We start from the raw sequence: 16,822 nt of genomic DNA on the forward strand, positions 1-16,822 counted from the left end.
GTTCAGCCCCAACGGCCCGTCCGTCCCAGCAGCAGCGCCGTCGCCGCCGTGCCCGCCGTGGAGGTGCGGAGCACGCTCGGGCCCAGGCGGTACGGTTTCGCGCCTGCTTCCGCGAAGGCGCTCAACTCATCCGGGGACACGCCGCCTTCGGGGCCGACGATGAGGATGATGTCGCCGGTCTGCGGGAGGGGGGCGGCGGCCAGGGGGGTGCTGCCCTCCTCGTGGAGGACCGCGGTGAAGGCGGCGTCCGTCAGCAGGTCCGCTACCTGACGGGTCGTCATGAGGTCGGACACCTGCGGGAATCGCAAGCGGCGCGACTGCTTGCCCGCCTCGCGGGCCGTGGCGCGCCACTTGCCCAGGGCCTTGAGGCCGCGGTCGCCCTTCCACTGCGTGACGCAGCGCGACGCGGCCCACGGGACGACGGCGTCCACGCCCGTCTCCGTCATCGTCTCCACCGCCAGCTCCCCGCGGTCGCCCTTGGGGAGGGCCTGGACGACGGTGATGCGGGGCTGTGGGGCCGGCTCGGTACGGAGCGCCGTGACGGACACCTCCAGGCGGTCCTTGCCCTCCAGCGCCGTCACCGTGCCGTACGCGCCCACGCCCTGCCCATCCGTGAGGGTGACCTCCTCGCCCACCCGCAGGCGACGGACGGAGACCGCGTGCCGTCCCTCCGGGCCCGTGAGGGCGACCACGGAGCCCGCCTCCGCGCCCGCCAGCGATTCGGTCAGGAACACCGGCGCCGTCATACGACCTCTCCCTGCGAACTGTGTGATCCGTGCTGCTCCTGCGCCGCCTGCGTCCCGAGCGGCCCGTGAGACGCGTGCCGCCCGCCCGGACCGACCGGCCCCGCCGGCCCGGCCGCCCCGTGCGCCAACGTCCCCCGCGCCGTCTCCAGTTCGGCCACCAGCACCTCCACGAGCTGGCCCGCCGGGAGCTCCCGCGCCAGGCGGTGGCCCTGGCCCGCCCACAGGTTCATGCCCTGCGGGTCGCCCACCTTCGCCGCGGCCTTGCGCAGGCCGGAGGTGAGGAAGTGGACCTGCGGGTAGGCGGCCGGGGCGTACGGGCCGTGTTCGCGCATGAAGCGGTTGACCAGGCCGCGGGCGGGGCGGCCGGAGAAGGCGCGGGTGAGTTCGGTGCGTACGAACACGGGGTCCGTCAGCGCGCGCTTGTGGAGCGTGTGGGCGCCGGACTCCGGACAGACCAGGAAGGCCGTGCCGAACTGGGCGGCGACCGCGCCCGCGGCGAGCACCGAGGCGATCTGGGCGCCGCGCATCAGACCGCCCGCGGCGATGATCGGTATCTGTACGGTCTCCCGGACCTGGGTGATCAGCGCGAGGAGCCCGAGGCCCGCGCCCGTACCGTCGGCGTGCGGGTCATCGCGGTGGGTGCCCTGGTGGCCGCCGGCCTCGATGCCCTGGACGCAGACGGCGTCGGCGCCCGACCACTGGGCGGCCTGCGCCTCGGCTGCCGAGGTCACGGTGACGATCGTCACCGTACCGACCTTGGCGAACGCCTCGAAGACCACGCGGGAGGGGCAGCCGAAGGTGAAGGAGACGACGGGGACGGGGTCGTCCGCGAGGATCGCGAGCTTGGCCTCGTACGCGTCGTCGGTGCCGCAGTCCGTGTCGCCGAGCGGCGTCTCGTACCAGGCGGCCTCGCCCGCGAGCTGTTCGCGGTAGACCTCGACCGCCGCCGGGTCCGCGACGGAGGGCTGCGGCATGAAGAGGTTCACGCCGAAGGGCCGGTCCGTCAGACTGCGGATCTGCTTGATCTCCTCGTACATCGCTTCCGGCGTCTTGTAGCCGGCGGCGAGGAAGCCGAGGCCGCCCGCTTCGCCGACGGCAGCGGCCAGTGTGGGAGAGGAAGCGCCACCCGCCATGGGGGCCTGCACGATCGGGTATCGGTAAAGATCGGTCAGAGCAGAGGGCATGACCACATAGTGTCACGCCCTCCACGATGATTCGTCATCGACGGGTATGCCCCACCATTCCGCCCAACGCCCCATGAAGGCGCCCGCCCGACGGCCGTCAGGGGCACTCTCCCAACGGCCGTCACAGGGGTTTTCCGCGCATTCCTACCGGCCGTTGAAGGCATCCTTCAACCGCGAGAACAGCCCTTGCTGCCCCGGCTTGAACTCGCCCGTCGGCCGCTCCTCGCCCCGCAGCTTGGCGAGCTGCCGCAGCAGGTCCTCCTGCGGCGGGTCGAGCTTGCTGGGCGTCAGCACCTCGACGTGCACGATGAGGTCACCGCGCCCGCCGCCGCGCAGATGTGTGATGCCGCGCTGGTGCAGCGGGATCGACTGGCCGGACTGGCTGCCGGGCCGGATGTCGACCTCCTCCATCCCGTCGAGCGTCTCCAGCGGCACCTTCGTGCCCAGGGAGGCCGCGGTCATCGGGATGGTGACCGTGCAGTGCAGATCGTCGCCGCGCCGCTGGAAGACCGCGTGCGGGGTCTCGTGGATCTCCACGTACAGGTCGCCGGCCGGGCCGCCGCCGGGGCCGACCTCGCCCTCGCCCGCGAGCTGGATGCGGGTGCCCTTGTCGACACCGGCCGGGATCTTGACCGTGAGGGTGCGGCGGGAGCGTACGCGCCCGTCGCCCGCGCACTCCGGGCACGGGGTCGGCACCACGGTGCCGAAGCCCTGGCACTGCGGGCACGGCCGCGAGGTCATGACCTGTCCGAGGAAGGACCGGGTGACCTGCGAGACCTCGCCGCGGCCGCGGCACATGTCGCAGGTCTGGGCCGACGTGCCGGGGGCCGCGCCCTCGCCGCTACAGGTCACACAGACGATCGCCGTGTCGACCTGGATGTCCTTCGTCGTCCCGAACGCGGCCTCGCTCAGGTCGATGTCGAGCCGGATCATGGCGTCCTGGCCGCGCCGGGTGCGCGACCGGGGGCCGCGCTGCGACGACTGCCCGAAGAAGGCGTCCATGATGTCGGAGAAGTTTCCGAAGCCGGCGCCGAAGCCGCCTGCCCCGGCACCGCCGGCCGACTGCGAGAGCGGGTCGCCGCCGAGGTCGTAGACCTGCTTCTTCTGCGGGTCCGACAGCACCTCGTAAGCGGCGTTGATCTCCTTGAACCGCTCCTGGGTCTTCGGATCCGGGTTCACATCCGGGTGCAGCTCGCGCGCCAGCCTCCGGAAAGCCTTCTTGATCTCGTCCTGCGAGGCGTCCCGCCGTACGCCGAGGACCGCGTAGTAGTCCGTGGCCACTTACGACTCCGCCAGGATCTGTCCGACGTAACGTGCCACTGCGCGTACCGCTCCCATCGTTCCGGGGTAGTCCATGCGGGTCGGTCCGACCACGCCGAGTTTGGCGACTGCCTCGTCGCCCGAACCGTAACCGACGGCGACGACCGATGTGGACGTCAGCCCTTCATGAGCATTCTCATGCCCGATTCGTACGGTCATGCCGGAATCCTTGGCCTCGCCGAGGAGCTTGAGGAGCACGACCTGCTCCTCCAGCGCCTCCAGCACCGGCCGGATCACCAACGGGAAATCATGCCCGAATCGAGTCAGGTTGGAGGTGCCGCCGATCATCAGCCGCTCCTCGGTCTCCTCGACCAGGGTCTCCAGCAGAGTCGCCAGCACCGTCGAAACGGTTCCTCTGTCCTCCGCGTCGAAGGACTCCGGGAGGTCCTGCACCAGTTGCGGCACATCCGCGAACCGGCGCCCGACCACCCGGCTGTTGAGCCGCGCCCGCAGATCCGCGAGCGCCGTGTCACCGAACGGCGACGGGCAGTCGACCATACGCTGCTCGACCCGTCCGGTGTCGGTGATCAGTACGAGCATGACGCGGGCCGGAGCCAGTGAGAGCAACTCCACATGGCGCACGGTCGAGCGCGTCAGCGACGGGTACTGCACCACGGCGACCTGCCGGGTCAGCTGCGCGAGCAGCCGGACCGTGCGCCCCACCACGTCGTCCAGGTCGACGGCGCCGTCCATGAAGTTCTGGATGGCCCGCCGCTCCGGTGTCGACAGCGGCTTGACGCCCGCCAGCTTGTCCACGAAGAGCCGGTAGCCCTTGTCGGTCGGGATGCGCCCGGCGCTCGTATGGGGCTGGGCGATGAAGCCCTCGTCCTCCAGCGCGGCCATGTCGTTGCGCACCGTGGCCGGGGAGACGCCCAGCCGGTGGCGCTCGGTGAGCGCCTTGGAGCCGACTGGCTCCTCCGTGCCCACGTAGTCCTGGACGATGGCGCGCAGCACTTCAAGCCTGCGGTCGTTCAGCATCGCGCACACCTCCCGTCCAGCCGTCCACCGGGGACTTTCCCCTGTCTCTCACTCGGCACCCGCTTGGCACTCCATGGTCACGAGTGCCAGCCACTCTCAGCCAGTGTACGGCCGGGTGCCACGACCAGGGCAAGGGCGGGCCCGTCGGTGGGACGGGTCCGACGGGCAACCGTATCGCGCTCCCGCTAGCGTCTGGGTATGGAGAGCAGTTGGGAAGAGGCGCACTGGGAGACGCTCGCGCCGGGGGTCGTGCGGCGCAGGCTGCCGGGATGGGACTGCACGGTCGGGGCCGTGCTCGGCGATACGGGCGTACTGGTCGTCGACACCGGGTCGACGCTGCGTGAGGGTGCGGGGATCCGCCGCGACGTGCGGCGGCTCTTCGGCCGTCCCGTGACGCATATCGCTCTGACGCATCCGCACTTCGACCATGTGCTGGGCACGGCCGCCTTCGCCGGGGTCCAGGTGTACGGCGCGGTCGGGCTCGACGATCACCTCGCGGGCGCGAAGGACGCGCTGCGACAGGACGCGGAGCGGCACGGAGTGAGCGCCTCCGCCGCCGGGGAGGCGGCCGACCTGCTCGTACGACCGCACCACACGGTGAGCGGCGAGCTGACGCTCGACCTCGGCGGCCGGCAGGTGCTGCTCGCCAACGTCGGACCGGGCCACTCCGCGCACGATCTGGCGGTGTGCGTGACGGGCCCGCCGGAGGTCGTCTTCTGCGGCGATCTGGTCGAGGAGTCCGGCGAACCGCAGGCCGGGCCGGACGCCCGGCCCCGGCAGTGGCCGGCCGCCCTCGACCGGCTGCTGGCGCTCGGCGGCGATGACGCGCGGTACGTCCCGGGGCACGGCGCCGTGGTGAATGCCCGTTTCGTCCGTGATCAACGCGACGCTCTGGCGACCCGCTTCGGCGTGTCGTGACGCGCTTCCCGCCACTTTTCCTATCGTCTGGCGGATGCGCAGCAGAGAGTACGGCCCCGACCTGACACCCCCGTGGAAGAAGACCGCGCCCGCGCCCGAGGTGCCGGCCGATCCCGACCTCGTCGTCGAGGAGGTCACCACGGGCTTCTGCGGCGCGGTGATCCGGTGCGAGAAGACGGCCCAGGGGCCGACCGTCACGCTGGAGGACCGGTTCGGCAAACACCGGGTCTTCCCGATGGTGCCGCGCGGGTTCCTGCTGGAGGGGCGCGTCGTCACGCTCGTACGGCCGCAGCGGTCGGCCGCGCGGGGCCCGGCCCGTACGGCCTCCGGATCGGTGGCCGTCCCGGGCGCGCGGGCGCGCGTGGCTCGCGCGGGCCGCATCTACGTCGAGGGCCGCCACGACGCCGAGCTGGTCGAACGCGTCTGGGGCGACGACCTGCGCATCGAGGGCGTCGTCGTCGAGTACCTCGAAGGGATCGACGATCTGCCCGCCATCGTCCGCGACTTCGACCCCGCGCCGGACGCGCGGCTCGGCGTGCTCGTCGACCATCTGGTGCCGGGCTCCAAGGAGTCCCGCATCGCGGCCGAAGTCACGGATGCGAACGTTCTCGTCGTCGGTCATCCCTATATCGACGTCTGGGAGGCCGTGAAGCCGGCCTCCGTCGGCATCGCGGGCTGGCCGTCGGTTCCGCACGGCCAGGACTGGAAGAAGGGCGTCTGCCGGTCGCTGGGCTGGCCGGAGAACACGGGCGCCGCGTGGCAGCACATCCTCGGCGGGGTGCGCAGCTACAAGGACGTGGAACCGGCGCTGCTGGGCCGCGTGGAGGAGCTGATCGACTTCGTGACGGGGTAGGCGGCGGGTCTTCGTGACGGGGTAGGTGGCGGGGCCACAGGGCAGGCGGGGGCGGGGCCTCGGGACGGGGTAGGCGGCGGGGCCTCGGGGCAGGGCGGGGCGGCGGGCCCACCGGGCAAGCCGGGGCGGTGCGCCGCTCAGTCCACCAGGTCCCGTACCACCGCGTCCGCCAGCAGCCGGCCGCGCAGCGTGAGCACGGCCCGGCCGCGCTCGTACGGGCCGGGCTCCAGCAGCCCATCCGCGAGGGCGCGGGCGGCGGCGCGGGTCCCCGCCGGGGCGAGGAGGTCCAGGGGGCAGCCCTCGCTCAGCCGGAGTTCCAGCAGGATCCGCTCCACGCGGCGGTCCTCCGCCGACAGGAGCTCGCGGCCCGCGCCGGGCGAGCGGCCGTCGCTGAGCGCCTGGGCGTACGCGCCCGGGTGCTTGGCGTTCCACCACCGCACGCCGCCCACGTGGCTGTGCGCGCCGGGGCCCGCGCCCCACCAGTCGGCGCCGCGCCAGTACAGCTCGTTGTGGCGGCAGCGGCCCGCCTGCGTGGTGGCCCAGTTCGACACCTCGTACCAGCCGAAACCCGCGCCCGACAGCGTCTCCTCCGTCATCAGGTAGCGGTCCGCGTGCACGTCGTCGTCGGTCATCGGGACCTCGCCGCGGCGGATGCGCCGGGCGAGCTGGGTGCCCTCCTCGACGATCAGCGCGTACGCGGAGACGTGGTCCGGGCCCGCCCCGATCGCGGCCTCCAGGGACGCCTTCCAGTCCGCGTCGCTCTCCCCCGGCGTGCCGTAGATCAGGTCCAGGTTCACATGATCGAACCCGGCGGCGCGCGCCTCGGCCACACACGCCTCGGGCCGGCCGGGCGTGTGCGTGCGGTCGAGGATCTTCAGTACGTGCTGTTGCGCGCTTTGCATTCCGAACGAGACGCGGGTGAAGCCGCCGGCCCGCAGTTCCGCCAGGTACGCCGGGTCGACGGACTCCGGATTGGCCTCGGTGGTGATCTCCGCGTCGTCCGCGAGCCCGAACTCGTCGCGGATCGCGGCGAGCATGCGCACCAGGTCCGCGGCGGGCAGCAGCGTGGGGGTGCCGCCGCCGACGAAGACGGTCCGCGCCGGGCGGGGGTCGTCGCCGAGCACCTTCCGGGCCAGCCGGATCTCCCGCGCCAGCGTCTCGGCGTAGTTGTCGCGCGAGGCCAGGGCGCCGCCGGAGCCGCGCAGCTCGTTCGCCGTGTAGGTGTTGAAGTCGCAGTAGCCGCAGCGCGTGGCGCAGTACGGCACATGCAGGTAGAACCCCAGCGGCCGGTCCGCCGCCCCCGCGAGGGCGTGCGAGGGCAGCGCCCCGTCGTCGGGCACGGGCTCACCATCGGGCAGTACGGAAGGCATGGGTTCCATTGTCCGGCATCGGCGCGGCCCGCCGACCAGCGTCGCCGCGGCCTGCCGACCGGCACGGCCGCGGCCTGCCGACCGGCTTCGCCGCCGCTCGCCCGGCGCACGCCGTCCCGGCGCTCCTCGGGGCCCGGCCGGGCCGCCCCGGGTCGGCCCCGCCCGGCTCCTTGCCGCCTCGGCCCCCGCGCCCTGCCGAGCCGCGCCTCCACTACCGCGCGCGCAGCACCAGCAGCGCCAGATCGTCGTCGGGCGGGGTCGCCCCGAAATCGTGGACCGCCCGCCGGATGCGCTCGGCGACACCGCCCGCGCTCAGCCCCGCGCACCCCTCCAGCACCGCCGCCAGCCCGTCATCGTCGTCGAACAGCTCCGCCAGCTCGGGTCCGCGCCGGTGCTCCGTCACCCCGTCCGTCACGCACAGCAGCGTGTCCCCGGGGGCGAGGTCGAAGGTCTCGCTCACATAGGTGGCGTCCTCCATCACCCCGAGCAGCATCTGGGAGCCGGCGGCGGGCAGGACCATCCCGTCGGAGCCGAGCATCAGGGGCAGGGGGTGGCCGGCGCTGGCGAGCGTGCAGCGGACGCCCAGACCGGGGCCCAGCGGGGTCATCTCGCCGTAGACGAGGGACAGGAAGCGGGGTGCCCCGTGGTCCGGGCCGTCGTCCCCGGGCAGCTCGACGGGTGAGCCGGGGCCGCCCGCCGCCGCCACGGCTCCCACGGCTCCGACGGTCCCTTCGACCGCGTCCTCGCCGAGCATCCGGTTGATCCGGTCGAGCACCTCGCCGACTCCGTACCCCTCCTTGGCCAGCGTGCGCATCCACGGCCGTACGAGCCCGGTGACCACGGCCGCCTCCGGGCCGCTGCCGCACACGTCGCCGAGGGCGAAGCACCAGCGGCCCCCGCCGGGGGCGAAGACGTCGTAGAAGTCGCCGCCCGCGCAGGTGTCGCCGCGCGGTTCGTAGACGACGGCGGACTCCACGCCGGGGATGTCGGCGAGATACCGGGGCAGCAGCCCGCGCTGGAGGACCTGGCTGATGGTGAGCTGGCGGGTGTACTGCCGGGCGGAGGCGATGGAGAGCGCGACGCGGCGCGCGAAGTCCTCGATGAGGCCGACGACTTCGTCGGGCGTGCGGGTCAGCCCGGCCCGGCCGAGCAATATCGTGCCGACGCCACGGCCTCCGGCGACCAGCCGGCAGGCGAGGGCGGTGCCGCCGGGTCCGTAGGCGCCGGGTTCGCCCGGCCAGGGCCAGGAGACGGCGCTGCCGAGGGCGGCGGCGGGCGGCCGGGGCGGGTCCTTCTCCAGGGCGATCCGCAGCGTTTCGATGCGGCTCTCGCTGGTGTGCCAGACGCGGGACAGGCGCGGCACATGGCCGTCGGTGTCGAGCCAGACCGCGCACCAGTCGGCGAGCCGGGGCACGAGGAGCTGGGCCGCGAGGGAGGCCAGCATGTCCTCGTCGAACTGCCCGGCGAGCAGGTCGGACGCCTCGGCGAGGAAGGAGAGCGCGCCGTGGCTGATCCAGTCGGGTTCGGCGGGACCGGCGCCCGCGCGCCGCGGGGAGGGGGCGAGGATCTCGGCGACGCGCAGGTCGCGCAGGAGCGCCTGGTCGCCCGCGGTGACGGCGGACTCGGGCGGCGGCTGGGCGCCGGGCACGGCGGGCAGCCGGAACCAGACGGTCTTGCTCGTGCGGTGGTACGTCGTGCCCCAGGACTCGGCGCACTCGGCGACCAGCCGCAGGCCGTGGCCGGTGCGCGGAAGCTCGTCGTCCAAGTCGCACGGCGGCCGGGCCCGCAGCACCCGGGCGGGGTGGTAGTCCGTGACCTCGACGCAGAGGGAGGACAGCCGCTCTCCGCCGCCTCCGTCGTCGAGCGTGCAGCGCAGTTCGACGGAGGTGCCCGCGTGCACCACCGCGTTGGTCACCAGTTCGCTCACCAGCAGGACGGCGTCCTCGGTGAGCCGGTCGGTGATCTCGTCCGCGGCGGGGAGGGCGAGGGAGGTCCAGTCGGCGACCGCGGCCCGTACGAACTGTCGGGCCGCCAGGGGCGCGAGGGAGTTCCCGGGCAGTCGCGTACGGGCCGTCGGCACGATACGGGCGGCGGCGCCCGGGCCGGGCTTGTCGGGACCGGGCTTGTCGGGACCGGGCGCGTTCAGGACGGCCTCCTCCGGGCCGGCCGCGTCCGGGCCGGTCACATCCAGGGCGGCCACATCCAGGGCGGTCGCGTCGGGGCCGGCCCCAAGCTGGCTGGATCCAGCCGTCTCGGCGTGTCCGGGAACGGTGCGTGAATGGACCCCGTGCGGCTCTGCCGCACCCCATTGAACAGAAGATGATGTAGCCACCGGGTAGCTCCTGACCAGTTCCGGCATAGTGCCGTTTCCGACACCGACAGAGTGACAGACTGACCACGCTCATATGCACCGAGTTACGTAAGTGGGTCGCCATGAGTGGAGAAACCGCTGTTCCGACGGCAGTTATCGCTGCGGGGGACACGCAGGGCCAGTGGGTGCGAGCCTCCGAGTTGCGCCCGTTGCTGAGCGCGCTGACCGCTCTGAGCGACGGCGACTTCCGGGTGCGGATGTCCGGTGCGCAGAGTGGCGTGCTGGCAGAACTGGCCGCCGCGTTCAACCAGGTAGTGGCTCGTAATGAACACTTCTCGGACGAACTGACGCGCGTGCGCCGAGAGGTGGTGCGGCAGGGCCGGCTGGACGAGCGGGTGGAGCCGAGCCCGGGGCAGGGCCACTGGGCGATGAGCGTGCAGGCCACCAACATCCTCATCGACGCCCTGGTCACCCCGGCCGCGAACGCCACGCGCGTGCTGGACGCGGTGGCGGGCGGCGATCTCACGCAGCGCGTGGACCTGCACGACGGCAACCGCCCGCTCCGCGGCGATCTGCGGCGGCTGGGCCGCGCGGTCAACAAGATGGTGGACCAGCTGTCGCTGTTCACCGGCGAGGTGACGCGGGTGGCCCGCGAGGTCGGCACCGAGGGGCGGCTCGGCGGCCGGGCCAAAGTGGCGGGCCTGTCGGGGAGTTGGCGGGATGTGACCGAGGCGGTCAACACGATGGCGGCGCGGCTGACCGCGCAGGTCCGGGACATCGCGGTGGTGACCACGGCGGTGGCGCGCGGCGATCTGACGCGGCAGGTCACGATCGAGGCGACCGGCGAGCTGCTGGAGCTCAAGCTGACCGTGAACACGATGGTGGACCAGCTCTCCGCCTTCGCCGACGAGGTCACCCGCGTGGCCCGCGAGGTCGGCACCGAGGGCCAGCTGGGCGGCCGGGCCCAGGTGCGAGGGGTGTCCGGAGTCTGGAAGGACCTCACCGACAACGTCAACTTCATGGCCTCCAACCTGACCTCGCAGGTACGCAACATCGCCCAGGTCACCACGGCCGTCGCCAACGGCGACCTGTCGCAGAAGATCACGGTGGACGCGAAGGGGGAGATCCTCCAGCTCAAGTCCACCGTGAACACGATGGTGGACCAGCTCTCCGCCTTCGCCGACGAGGTCACCCGCGTGGCCCGCGAGGTCGGCACGGACGGCAGACTGGGCGGCCGGGCCCAGGTGCGAGGCGTCTCCGGGGTCTGGAAGGACCTCACCGACAACGTCAACTTCATGGCGGACAACCTCACCACCCAGGTCCGCAACATCGCCCAGGTGGCGACGGCGGTGGCGCAGGGGGACCTCGGCAAGACCATCACCGTGGAGGCCAAGGGCGAGATCCTGGAGCTGAAGTCGACGATCAACACGATGGTGGACCAGCTCTCCGCCTTCGCCGACGAGGTCACCCGCGTGGCCCGCGAGGTCGGCACCGAGGGCAACCTCGGCGGCCAGGCCCAGGTGCGAGGCGTCTCCGGGGTCTGGAAGGACCTCACCGACAACGTCAACTTCATGGCCTCCAACCTGACGTCCCAGGTCCGCAACATCGCCCAGGTCACCACGTCGGTGGCCGACGGGGACCTGTCGAAGAAGATCACCGTGGACGCGCGCGGCGAGATCCTGGAGCTGAAGGACACCATCAACACGATGGTCGATCAGCTGCGGGCGTTCGCGGACGAGGTGACGAGGGTGGCCCGCGAGGTCGGCACGGACGGCAGACTGGGCGGCCGGGCCCAGGTGCGAGGGGTCTCCGGGGTCTGGAAGGACCTCACCGACAACGTCAACTTCATGGCGGACAACCTCACTTCCCAGGTCCGCAACATCGCCCAGGTCACCACGGCCGTCGCCAACGGCGACCTGTCGAAGAAGATCGACGTGGACGCGCGCGGCGAGATCCTGGAGCTGAAGACGGCCATCAACACCATGGTCGACACGCTCTCCTCGTTCTCCGCCGAGGTCACCCGCGTGGCCCGCGAGGTCGGCACCGAGGGCAACCTCGGCGGCCAGGCCCGGGTCGAGGGCGTGTACGGCACGTGGAAGCGCCTGACGACGAACGTCAACGAGCTGGCGTCCAACCTCACCACCCAGGTCCGCGCCATCGCGGAGGTGGCCAGCGCCGTGGCCCAGGGCGACATGTCCCGCTCGATCACGGTGGAGACCCAGGGCGAGGTCGCCGAGCTCAAGAACAACATCAACCTGATGGTGGCCAACCTCCGCGAGACGACCCGCGCCAAGGACTGGCTGGAGTCGAACCTGGCCCGGCTGGCCGGCCTGATGCAGGGGCACCGGGATCTGATGGAGGTCGCGGATCTGATCCTGCGTGAGCTGACCCCGCTGGTGAACGCGCAGTACGGGGCGTTCTTCCTGGCCGAGCCCGAGGAGGGCGCGCCCGGCGCGGCGTCCGCGGGCGCCCGCGGCCTGGCGTTCATCGCCGGGTACGGCTCCGCGCAGGGCGCCACCGTGGACACGCCGGGGATGCCCGGCCACGGGCTGGTGCGGCAGGCGGCGCTGGAGAAGAAGCGCATCCTGGTGGACGAGGCGCCACCCGGCTACATCAAGATCAACTCCGGGCTGGGGGAAGCGGCGCCGGCCAGCGTCGTCATCATCCCGATCCTCTTCGAGGACCAGTTACTGGGCGTCATCGAACTGGCCTCCTTCTCCCGCTTCTCCGACGTCCACCTGGCCTTCTTCGACCAGTTCGTCAACACCATCGGCGTCGCGATCAACACCATCATCGCCAACTCCCGCACCGAGTCGCTGTTGAGCGAGTCCCAGCGGCTGGCGCAGCAGCTCCAGGAGCGGTCGGACGAACTCCAGGGACAGCAGGCCCAGTTGCAGCGCTCCAACGCGGAGCTGGAGGAGAAGGCGGCGCTCCTGGCCACCTCCTCGCAGTACAAGTCCGAGTTCCTGGCGAACATGTCGCACGAGCTGCGGACGCCGCTCAACTCGCTGCTCATCCTGGCCCGGCTGCTCTCCGACAACACGGACGGCCACCTCTCCGACCAGGAGGTGCAGTTCGCGACGACGATCCACCGCTCCGGCTCCGACCTGCTCCAGCTGATCAACGACATCCTCGACCTGTCGAAGATCGAGGCGGGCCGGATGGACGTACGGCCCAAGAAGCTGCCGCTGATAAAGATCCTCGACTATGTGCACGCCACCTTCCGGCCGGTCACCATCGACCGGGGGCTCGCCTTCGAGGTCACGGTCGGCGAGGACGTACCGCGCGAGATGTTCTCGGACGAGCAGCGGCTCCAGCAGATCCTGCGCAACCTGCTGTCCAACGCCATCAAGTTCACCGCGACCGGGAAGATCGTGCTGCGTGTGAACCGGGTCCCCGCGCAGGAGGGCGACGACGGGGATCAGATCGGCTTCGCCGTCAGCGACACCGGCATCGGCATCCCCTCCAACAAGCTCTCCGCCGTCTTCGAGGCGTTCCAGCAGGCCGACGGCACCACCAACCGCAAGTACGGCGGCACCGGCCTCGGCCTCTCCATCAGCCGGGAGATCGCGGGGCTGCTCGGCGGGCGCATCACCGCGGAGAGCGAGCCGGGCAAGGGCTCGACCTTCACCCTGTACGTGCCGCCCACCTGGTGCGGCCATCTGACCGACGCCGAGTCCGACGTCCCCGGTCTCGCCCCGCCCCCGCAGCTGCACGCGCAGTCGCACCGGGGCTCGGACGGGCACGAGGCCCCGAACGAGCAGGAGATCCCGGAGGGGCTGAACTGGCCCACCGCGACCCGGCTGGAGGAGTGGCGGACCGGCCGGGCCGGCGAAGCCCTGGACGGCCGCCGGGTGCTGATCGTCGACGACGACATCCGCAACGTCTTCGCTCTCACCCATGTGCTGGGGCGGGTGGGCATGCCCGTGCTCTACGCGGAGAACGGGCGGGAGGGCATCGAGACGCTGGAGACCAACCCGGACGTCGCGCTCGTACTGATGGACATCATGATGCCGGAGCTCGACGGGTACGAGACCATCGAGGCCATCCGCCGCACTCCCCGCTTCGCCGAACTGCCGATCATCGCCCTCACCGCCAAGGCCATGCTCGGCGACCGCGAGAAGTCCATCGCCGTCGGGGCCTCGGACTACGTTCCCAAGCCGGTGGACGTGGACCACCTGCTCACCGTGGCGCTCCGCCTCCTCGATCCCGAGGCCGCCTCCGCCGCGCCCACTGCCCCCGCGCCGACCGAAGAGTCGGCCGAGAACACCGCGAGGCCCTCATGAGCTCTGGCTCCACCGCTATTGCCGAGGCCACTGGGGCCGCCGACCGGGCGAGCATCCTCCTCGTCGACGACATGGACGACAACCTCGCCGCCCTGGAGGCCGTGCTGATCTCCCTGGGCGAGCCGCTGGTGCGCGCCCGATCCGGCGAGGAGGCGATGAAGGCGCTGCTGCGCCAGGAGTTCGCCGTCGTGCTTCTCGACGTGCTGATGCCCGGCATGGACGGCTTCGAGACGGCCGCGAACATCAAGCGGCTCGACCAGACGAAGGATGTACCGATCATCTTCCTGACCGGCACGGACTCCAACTCCGGCTACGCCTTCCGGGGTTACGCGACCGGCGCCGCGGACTACCTCACCAAGCCGTTCGACCCGTGGGTGCTGCGCGCCAAGGTCACCGTCTTCCTCGATCTGTACCGCAAGAACCGGCAGTTGCAGCAGTTGCTGCTGCGCGATCAGGCGCGTATCGACACCTTGCTGGAGCGGCTGGCCCGGGTCGAACGGGAGCTGGCGCGCGGGGAGTCGGCCGATTCGGCGGAGCTGCGGCGCCGGGTGTCGGCCATGGAGGCGGCGCTGCGGGAGCTGCGCGGCGGACGGGTGTGAGCACGGCCCGGGGCACGGCGGCCGCCCCGGGCCCGCCCGTACGCCCGTACGCGCCCACGCGCCCGTACGCGCCCACGCGCCCGTACGCGCCCGCTCGCCCGTATCCGCGCGGCCTATGACTCCCGCGCGCCCGCGTACATGTCCTCGATGAGGTCCTTGAACTGACGCTCCACGACCGGCCGCTTGAGCTTGAGGCTCGGTGTCAGCTCGCCGTGCTCCACGTCCAGGTCGCGCGGCAGCAGCCGGAACTTCTTGATCGTCTGCCAGCGCTGGAGCCCCTCGTTGAGCCGCTTCACATAGCCGTCGATCAGCTGCTCGGTCTCCTTGGCGGCGACCACCTCGGCGTACGGCCGGCCCTCCAGGCCGTGGCCCTTGGCCCAGTCCATGATGGCGGGCTCGTCGAGCGAGATGAGCGCGGTGCAGAAATTGCGGTCGGCGCCGTGCACCAGGATGTTGGAGACGAACGGACACACGGCCTTGAACTGGCCCTCGACCTCGGCGGGCGCGATGTACTTGCCGCCCGACGTCTTGATCAGGTCCTTCTTGCGGTCGGTGATCCGCAGATAGCCGTCGGCCGACAGTTCGCCGATGTCACCGGTGTGGAACCAGCCGTCGGATTCGAGGACTTCGGCGGTCTTCTCGGGCAGCCCGTGGTACCCCTGCATGATGCCGGGGCCGCGGAGCAGGATCTCGCCGTCGTCGGCGATCCGGACCTCGTTGCCGGGCAGCGGCTTGCCGACGGTGCCGGTGCGGTACGCCTCGCCGGGGTTGACGAAGCTGGCGGCGCTGGACTCGGTGAGTCCGTAGCCCTCCAGGATGTGGATGCCCGCGCCGGCGAAGAAGAACCCGATGTCGGGGGCGAGCGCGGCCGAGCCGGAGATGCAGGCGCGCAGCCGGCCGCCGAACGCCTCGCGGATCTTGGCGTAGACGAGGACGTCGGCGACCTTGTGCTTGGCCGAGAGGCCGAAGGAGACCGAGGCGTTGCCGGTGTGGCGGAAGTTGTCCTGCGACGCCTTCGCGTACTCGCGCGCGACCTCGGCCGCCCACTGGAAGATCTTGTACTTGGCGCTGCCGCCGGCCCGCGCCTTGGCGACGACCCCGTTGTAGACCTTCTCGAAGATCCTCGGCACGGCGGCCATATAGGTGGGCTGTACCACCGGCAGATTCTCGATGATCTTGTCGACCCGGCCGTCCACGGCGGTGATGTGCCCGACGCTGATCTGCCCCGCGGTGAGCACCTTCCCGAAGACGTGCGCGAGCGGCAGCCACAGGTACTGCACGTCGTCGGGGGTCACCAGCTCCGTCGCCTGGATGGCGCGCGCCATGTACGACCAGCAGTCGTGCGGCAGCCGGACGCCCTTGGGGCGGCCGGTGGTGCCGGAGGTGTAGATGAGGGTGGCGAGCTGGTCCCGCTCCAGGGCGCCGATCCGGTCGGTGACGGCGTCGGGGGTCTTCTCCAGATACGCGCCGCCGCGCCGCTCCAGCTCGGCGAGGGAGAGCACCCAGCCCTCCGGGTCGCCCTCGGCGGCCACCGCGTCCGCCTCGTCGATGACGACGACATGGGCGAGGTCGGGCAGTTCGGCGCGGCACTCGCGGGCCTTGGCGAGCTGCGCGGCGTCCTCGGCGATCAGCACCTTGCTGTCCGAGTCGGCGAGGATGAAGGCCGTCTCCTCGATGTTGGTGGAGGGGTAGACGGTGGTGGTCGCGGCCCCCGCGCAGAGCACGCCGAGGTCGGCGAGTATCCACTCGACGCGGGTGTTGGAGGCGAGCGCGACGCGCTCCTCGGGCCGCACGCCGAGGTCGAGCAGTCCGGCGGCGATGGCGAAGACGCGCCGGGACGCCTGCTGCCAGCTGAGCGAGGCCCAGTCGTCGGGGCCCTGACCCGTGGCGGAGGGCACGGGGTAGCGGTACGCCTCGGCGTCCGGCGTCGCCTCGACTCGTTCGAGGAAGAGGTTCGCCACGGACGGTGGCCGGTTCTCGATCAAATCCTGTGTATCGGTCACGGCATCCTCCGGGGCCCGCCTCATTGCTGGTAACTCGCGAGTAACCTTCGAGCAGTGATCAGACTAGATGCGATGCCGCCACCATGTAAGAGGCTGCGGGACCCCAGTTGAACCGGTTGCCCATGCGGTAAATGCCGCATACATGCACCCGGTCGGGGGGGGGGGGGGGGGGGGGGGGGGGGGGGGGGGGGGGGGGGGAGGGGGGGGAGAGGGGGAGGGGGGGGGGGCGGCGAACGGCGTCGCACTATAAGGAT

At 71.7% G+C, this 16,822-nt stretch carries 11 protein-coding genes; 4 read left to right on the forward strand and 7 right to left on the reverse strand.

Annotation, left to right across the window (positions count from 1 at the left end; all coding sequences use genetic code 11):
• Nucleotides 1–2 precede the first annotated feature (2 nt).
• The 4 genes from AC07AB_RS24265 to hrcA form a co-directional block, all read right to left on the reverse strand.
• On the reverse strand, nt 3–746 hold the full coding sequence (locus tag AC07AB_RS24265; protein ID WP_478570338.1) for a 16S rRNA (uracil(1498)-N(3))-methyltransferase: 744 nt from the start codon (nt 744–746) through the stop codon (nt 3–5).
• A complete protein-coding gene (locus tag AC07AB_RS24270) occupies nt 743–1,930 on the reverse strand; it encodes a nitronate monooxygenase (RefSeq protein WP_478570341.1) in 1,188 nt (395 codons plus the stop codon). The genes AC07AB_RS24265 and AC07AB_RS24270 overlap by 4 nt, the downstream gene beginning before the upstream one ends.
• Before the next feature lie 144 nt (nt 1,931–2,074).
• The gene (gene dnaJ / locus AC07AB_RS24275) at nt 2,075–3,211 is read right to left on the reverse strand and encodes a molecular chaperone DnaJ (protein ID WP_478570344.1); all 1,137 of its coding nucleotides are present in this window, start codon (nt 3,209–3,211) and stop codon (nt 2,075–2,077) included.
• On the reverse strand, nt 3,212–4,228 hold the full coding sequence (gene hrcA / locus AC07AB_RS24280; RefSeq protein WP_478570346.1) for a heat-inducible transcriptional repressor HrcA: 1,017 nt from the start codon (nt 4,226–4,228) through the stop codon (nt 3,212–3,214). It abuts the gene before it with no gap.
• 198 nt (nt 4,229–4,426) lie between these two features.
• Here hrcA and AC07AB_RS24285 point away from each other — a divergent pair, with 198 nt between their 5' ends.
• Together AC07AB_RS24285 and AC07AB_RS24290 are read left to right on the forward strand one after the other, a co-directional pair.
• Nucleotides 4,427–5,146, forward strand: coding sequence for an MBL fold metallo-hydrolase (locus AC07AB_RS24285; protein ID WP_478570349.1), 720 nt, complete (start codon nt 4,427–4,429; stop codon nt 5,144–5,146).
• A gap of 34 nt (nt 5,147–5,180) precedes the next feature.
• Nucleotides 5,181–5,999, forward strand: coding sequence for a DUF3097 domain-containing protein (locus AC07AB_RS24290; protein ID WP_478570352.1), 819 nt, complete (start codon nt 5,181–5,183; stop codon nt 5,997–5,999).
• 137 nt (nt 6,000–6,136) lie between these two features.
• Here AC07AB_RS24290 and hemW read toward each other — a convergent pair whose 3' ends face one another.
• Nucleotides 6,137–7,378, reverse strand: coding sequence for a radical SAM family heme chaperone HemW (hemW, locus tag AC07AB_RS24295; protein ID WP_478570355.1), 1,242 nt, complete (start codon nt 7,376–7,378; stop codon nt 6,137–6,139).
• Nucleotides 7,379–7,580: 202 nt separating this feature from the next.
• Nucleotides 7,581–9,569 carry a SpoIIE family protein phosphatase gene (locus AC07AB_RS24300; RefSeq protein ID WP_478570358.1) on the reverse strand — a complete coding sequence of 663 codons (1,989 nt, stop codon included), beginning with the start codon at nt 9,567–9,569 and terminating at the stop codon, nt 7,581–7,583.
• 332 nt (nt 9,570–9,901) lie between these two features.
• Here AC07AB_RS24300 and AC07AB_RS24305 point away from each other — a divergent pair, with 332 nt between their 5' ends.
• A complete protein-coding gene (locus tag AC07AB_RS24305) occupies nt 9,902–13,966 on the forward strand; it encodes a HAMP domain-containing protein (protein WP_478570582.1) in 4,065 nt (1,354 codons plus the stop codon).
• Complete coding sequence (locus AC07AB_RS24310) at nt 13,963–14,565, forward strand: response regulator (protein WP_478570361.1); 603 nt, start codon at nt 13,963–13,965, stop codon at nt 14,563–14,565. The genes AC07AB_RS24305 and AC07AB_RS24310 overlap by 4 nt, the downstream gene beginning before the upstream one ends.
• Before the next feature lie 113 nt (nt 14,566–14,678).
• Here the strand turns inward: AC07AB_RS24310 and AC07AB_RS24315 are convergent, their stop codons facing one another.
• Entirely contained in the window at nt 14,679–16,568 is a 1,890-nt protein-coding gene (locus AC07AB_RS24315; RefSeq protein ID WP_478570364.1) for an AMP-dependent synthetase/ligase, read from the reverse strand.
• Between the last annotated feature and the right edge of the window lie 254 nt (nt 16,569–16,822).

The sequence above is a fragment of the Streptomyces sp. NPDC044033 genome, from assembly GCF_056434425.1.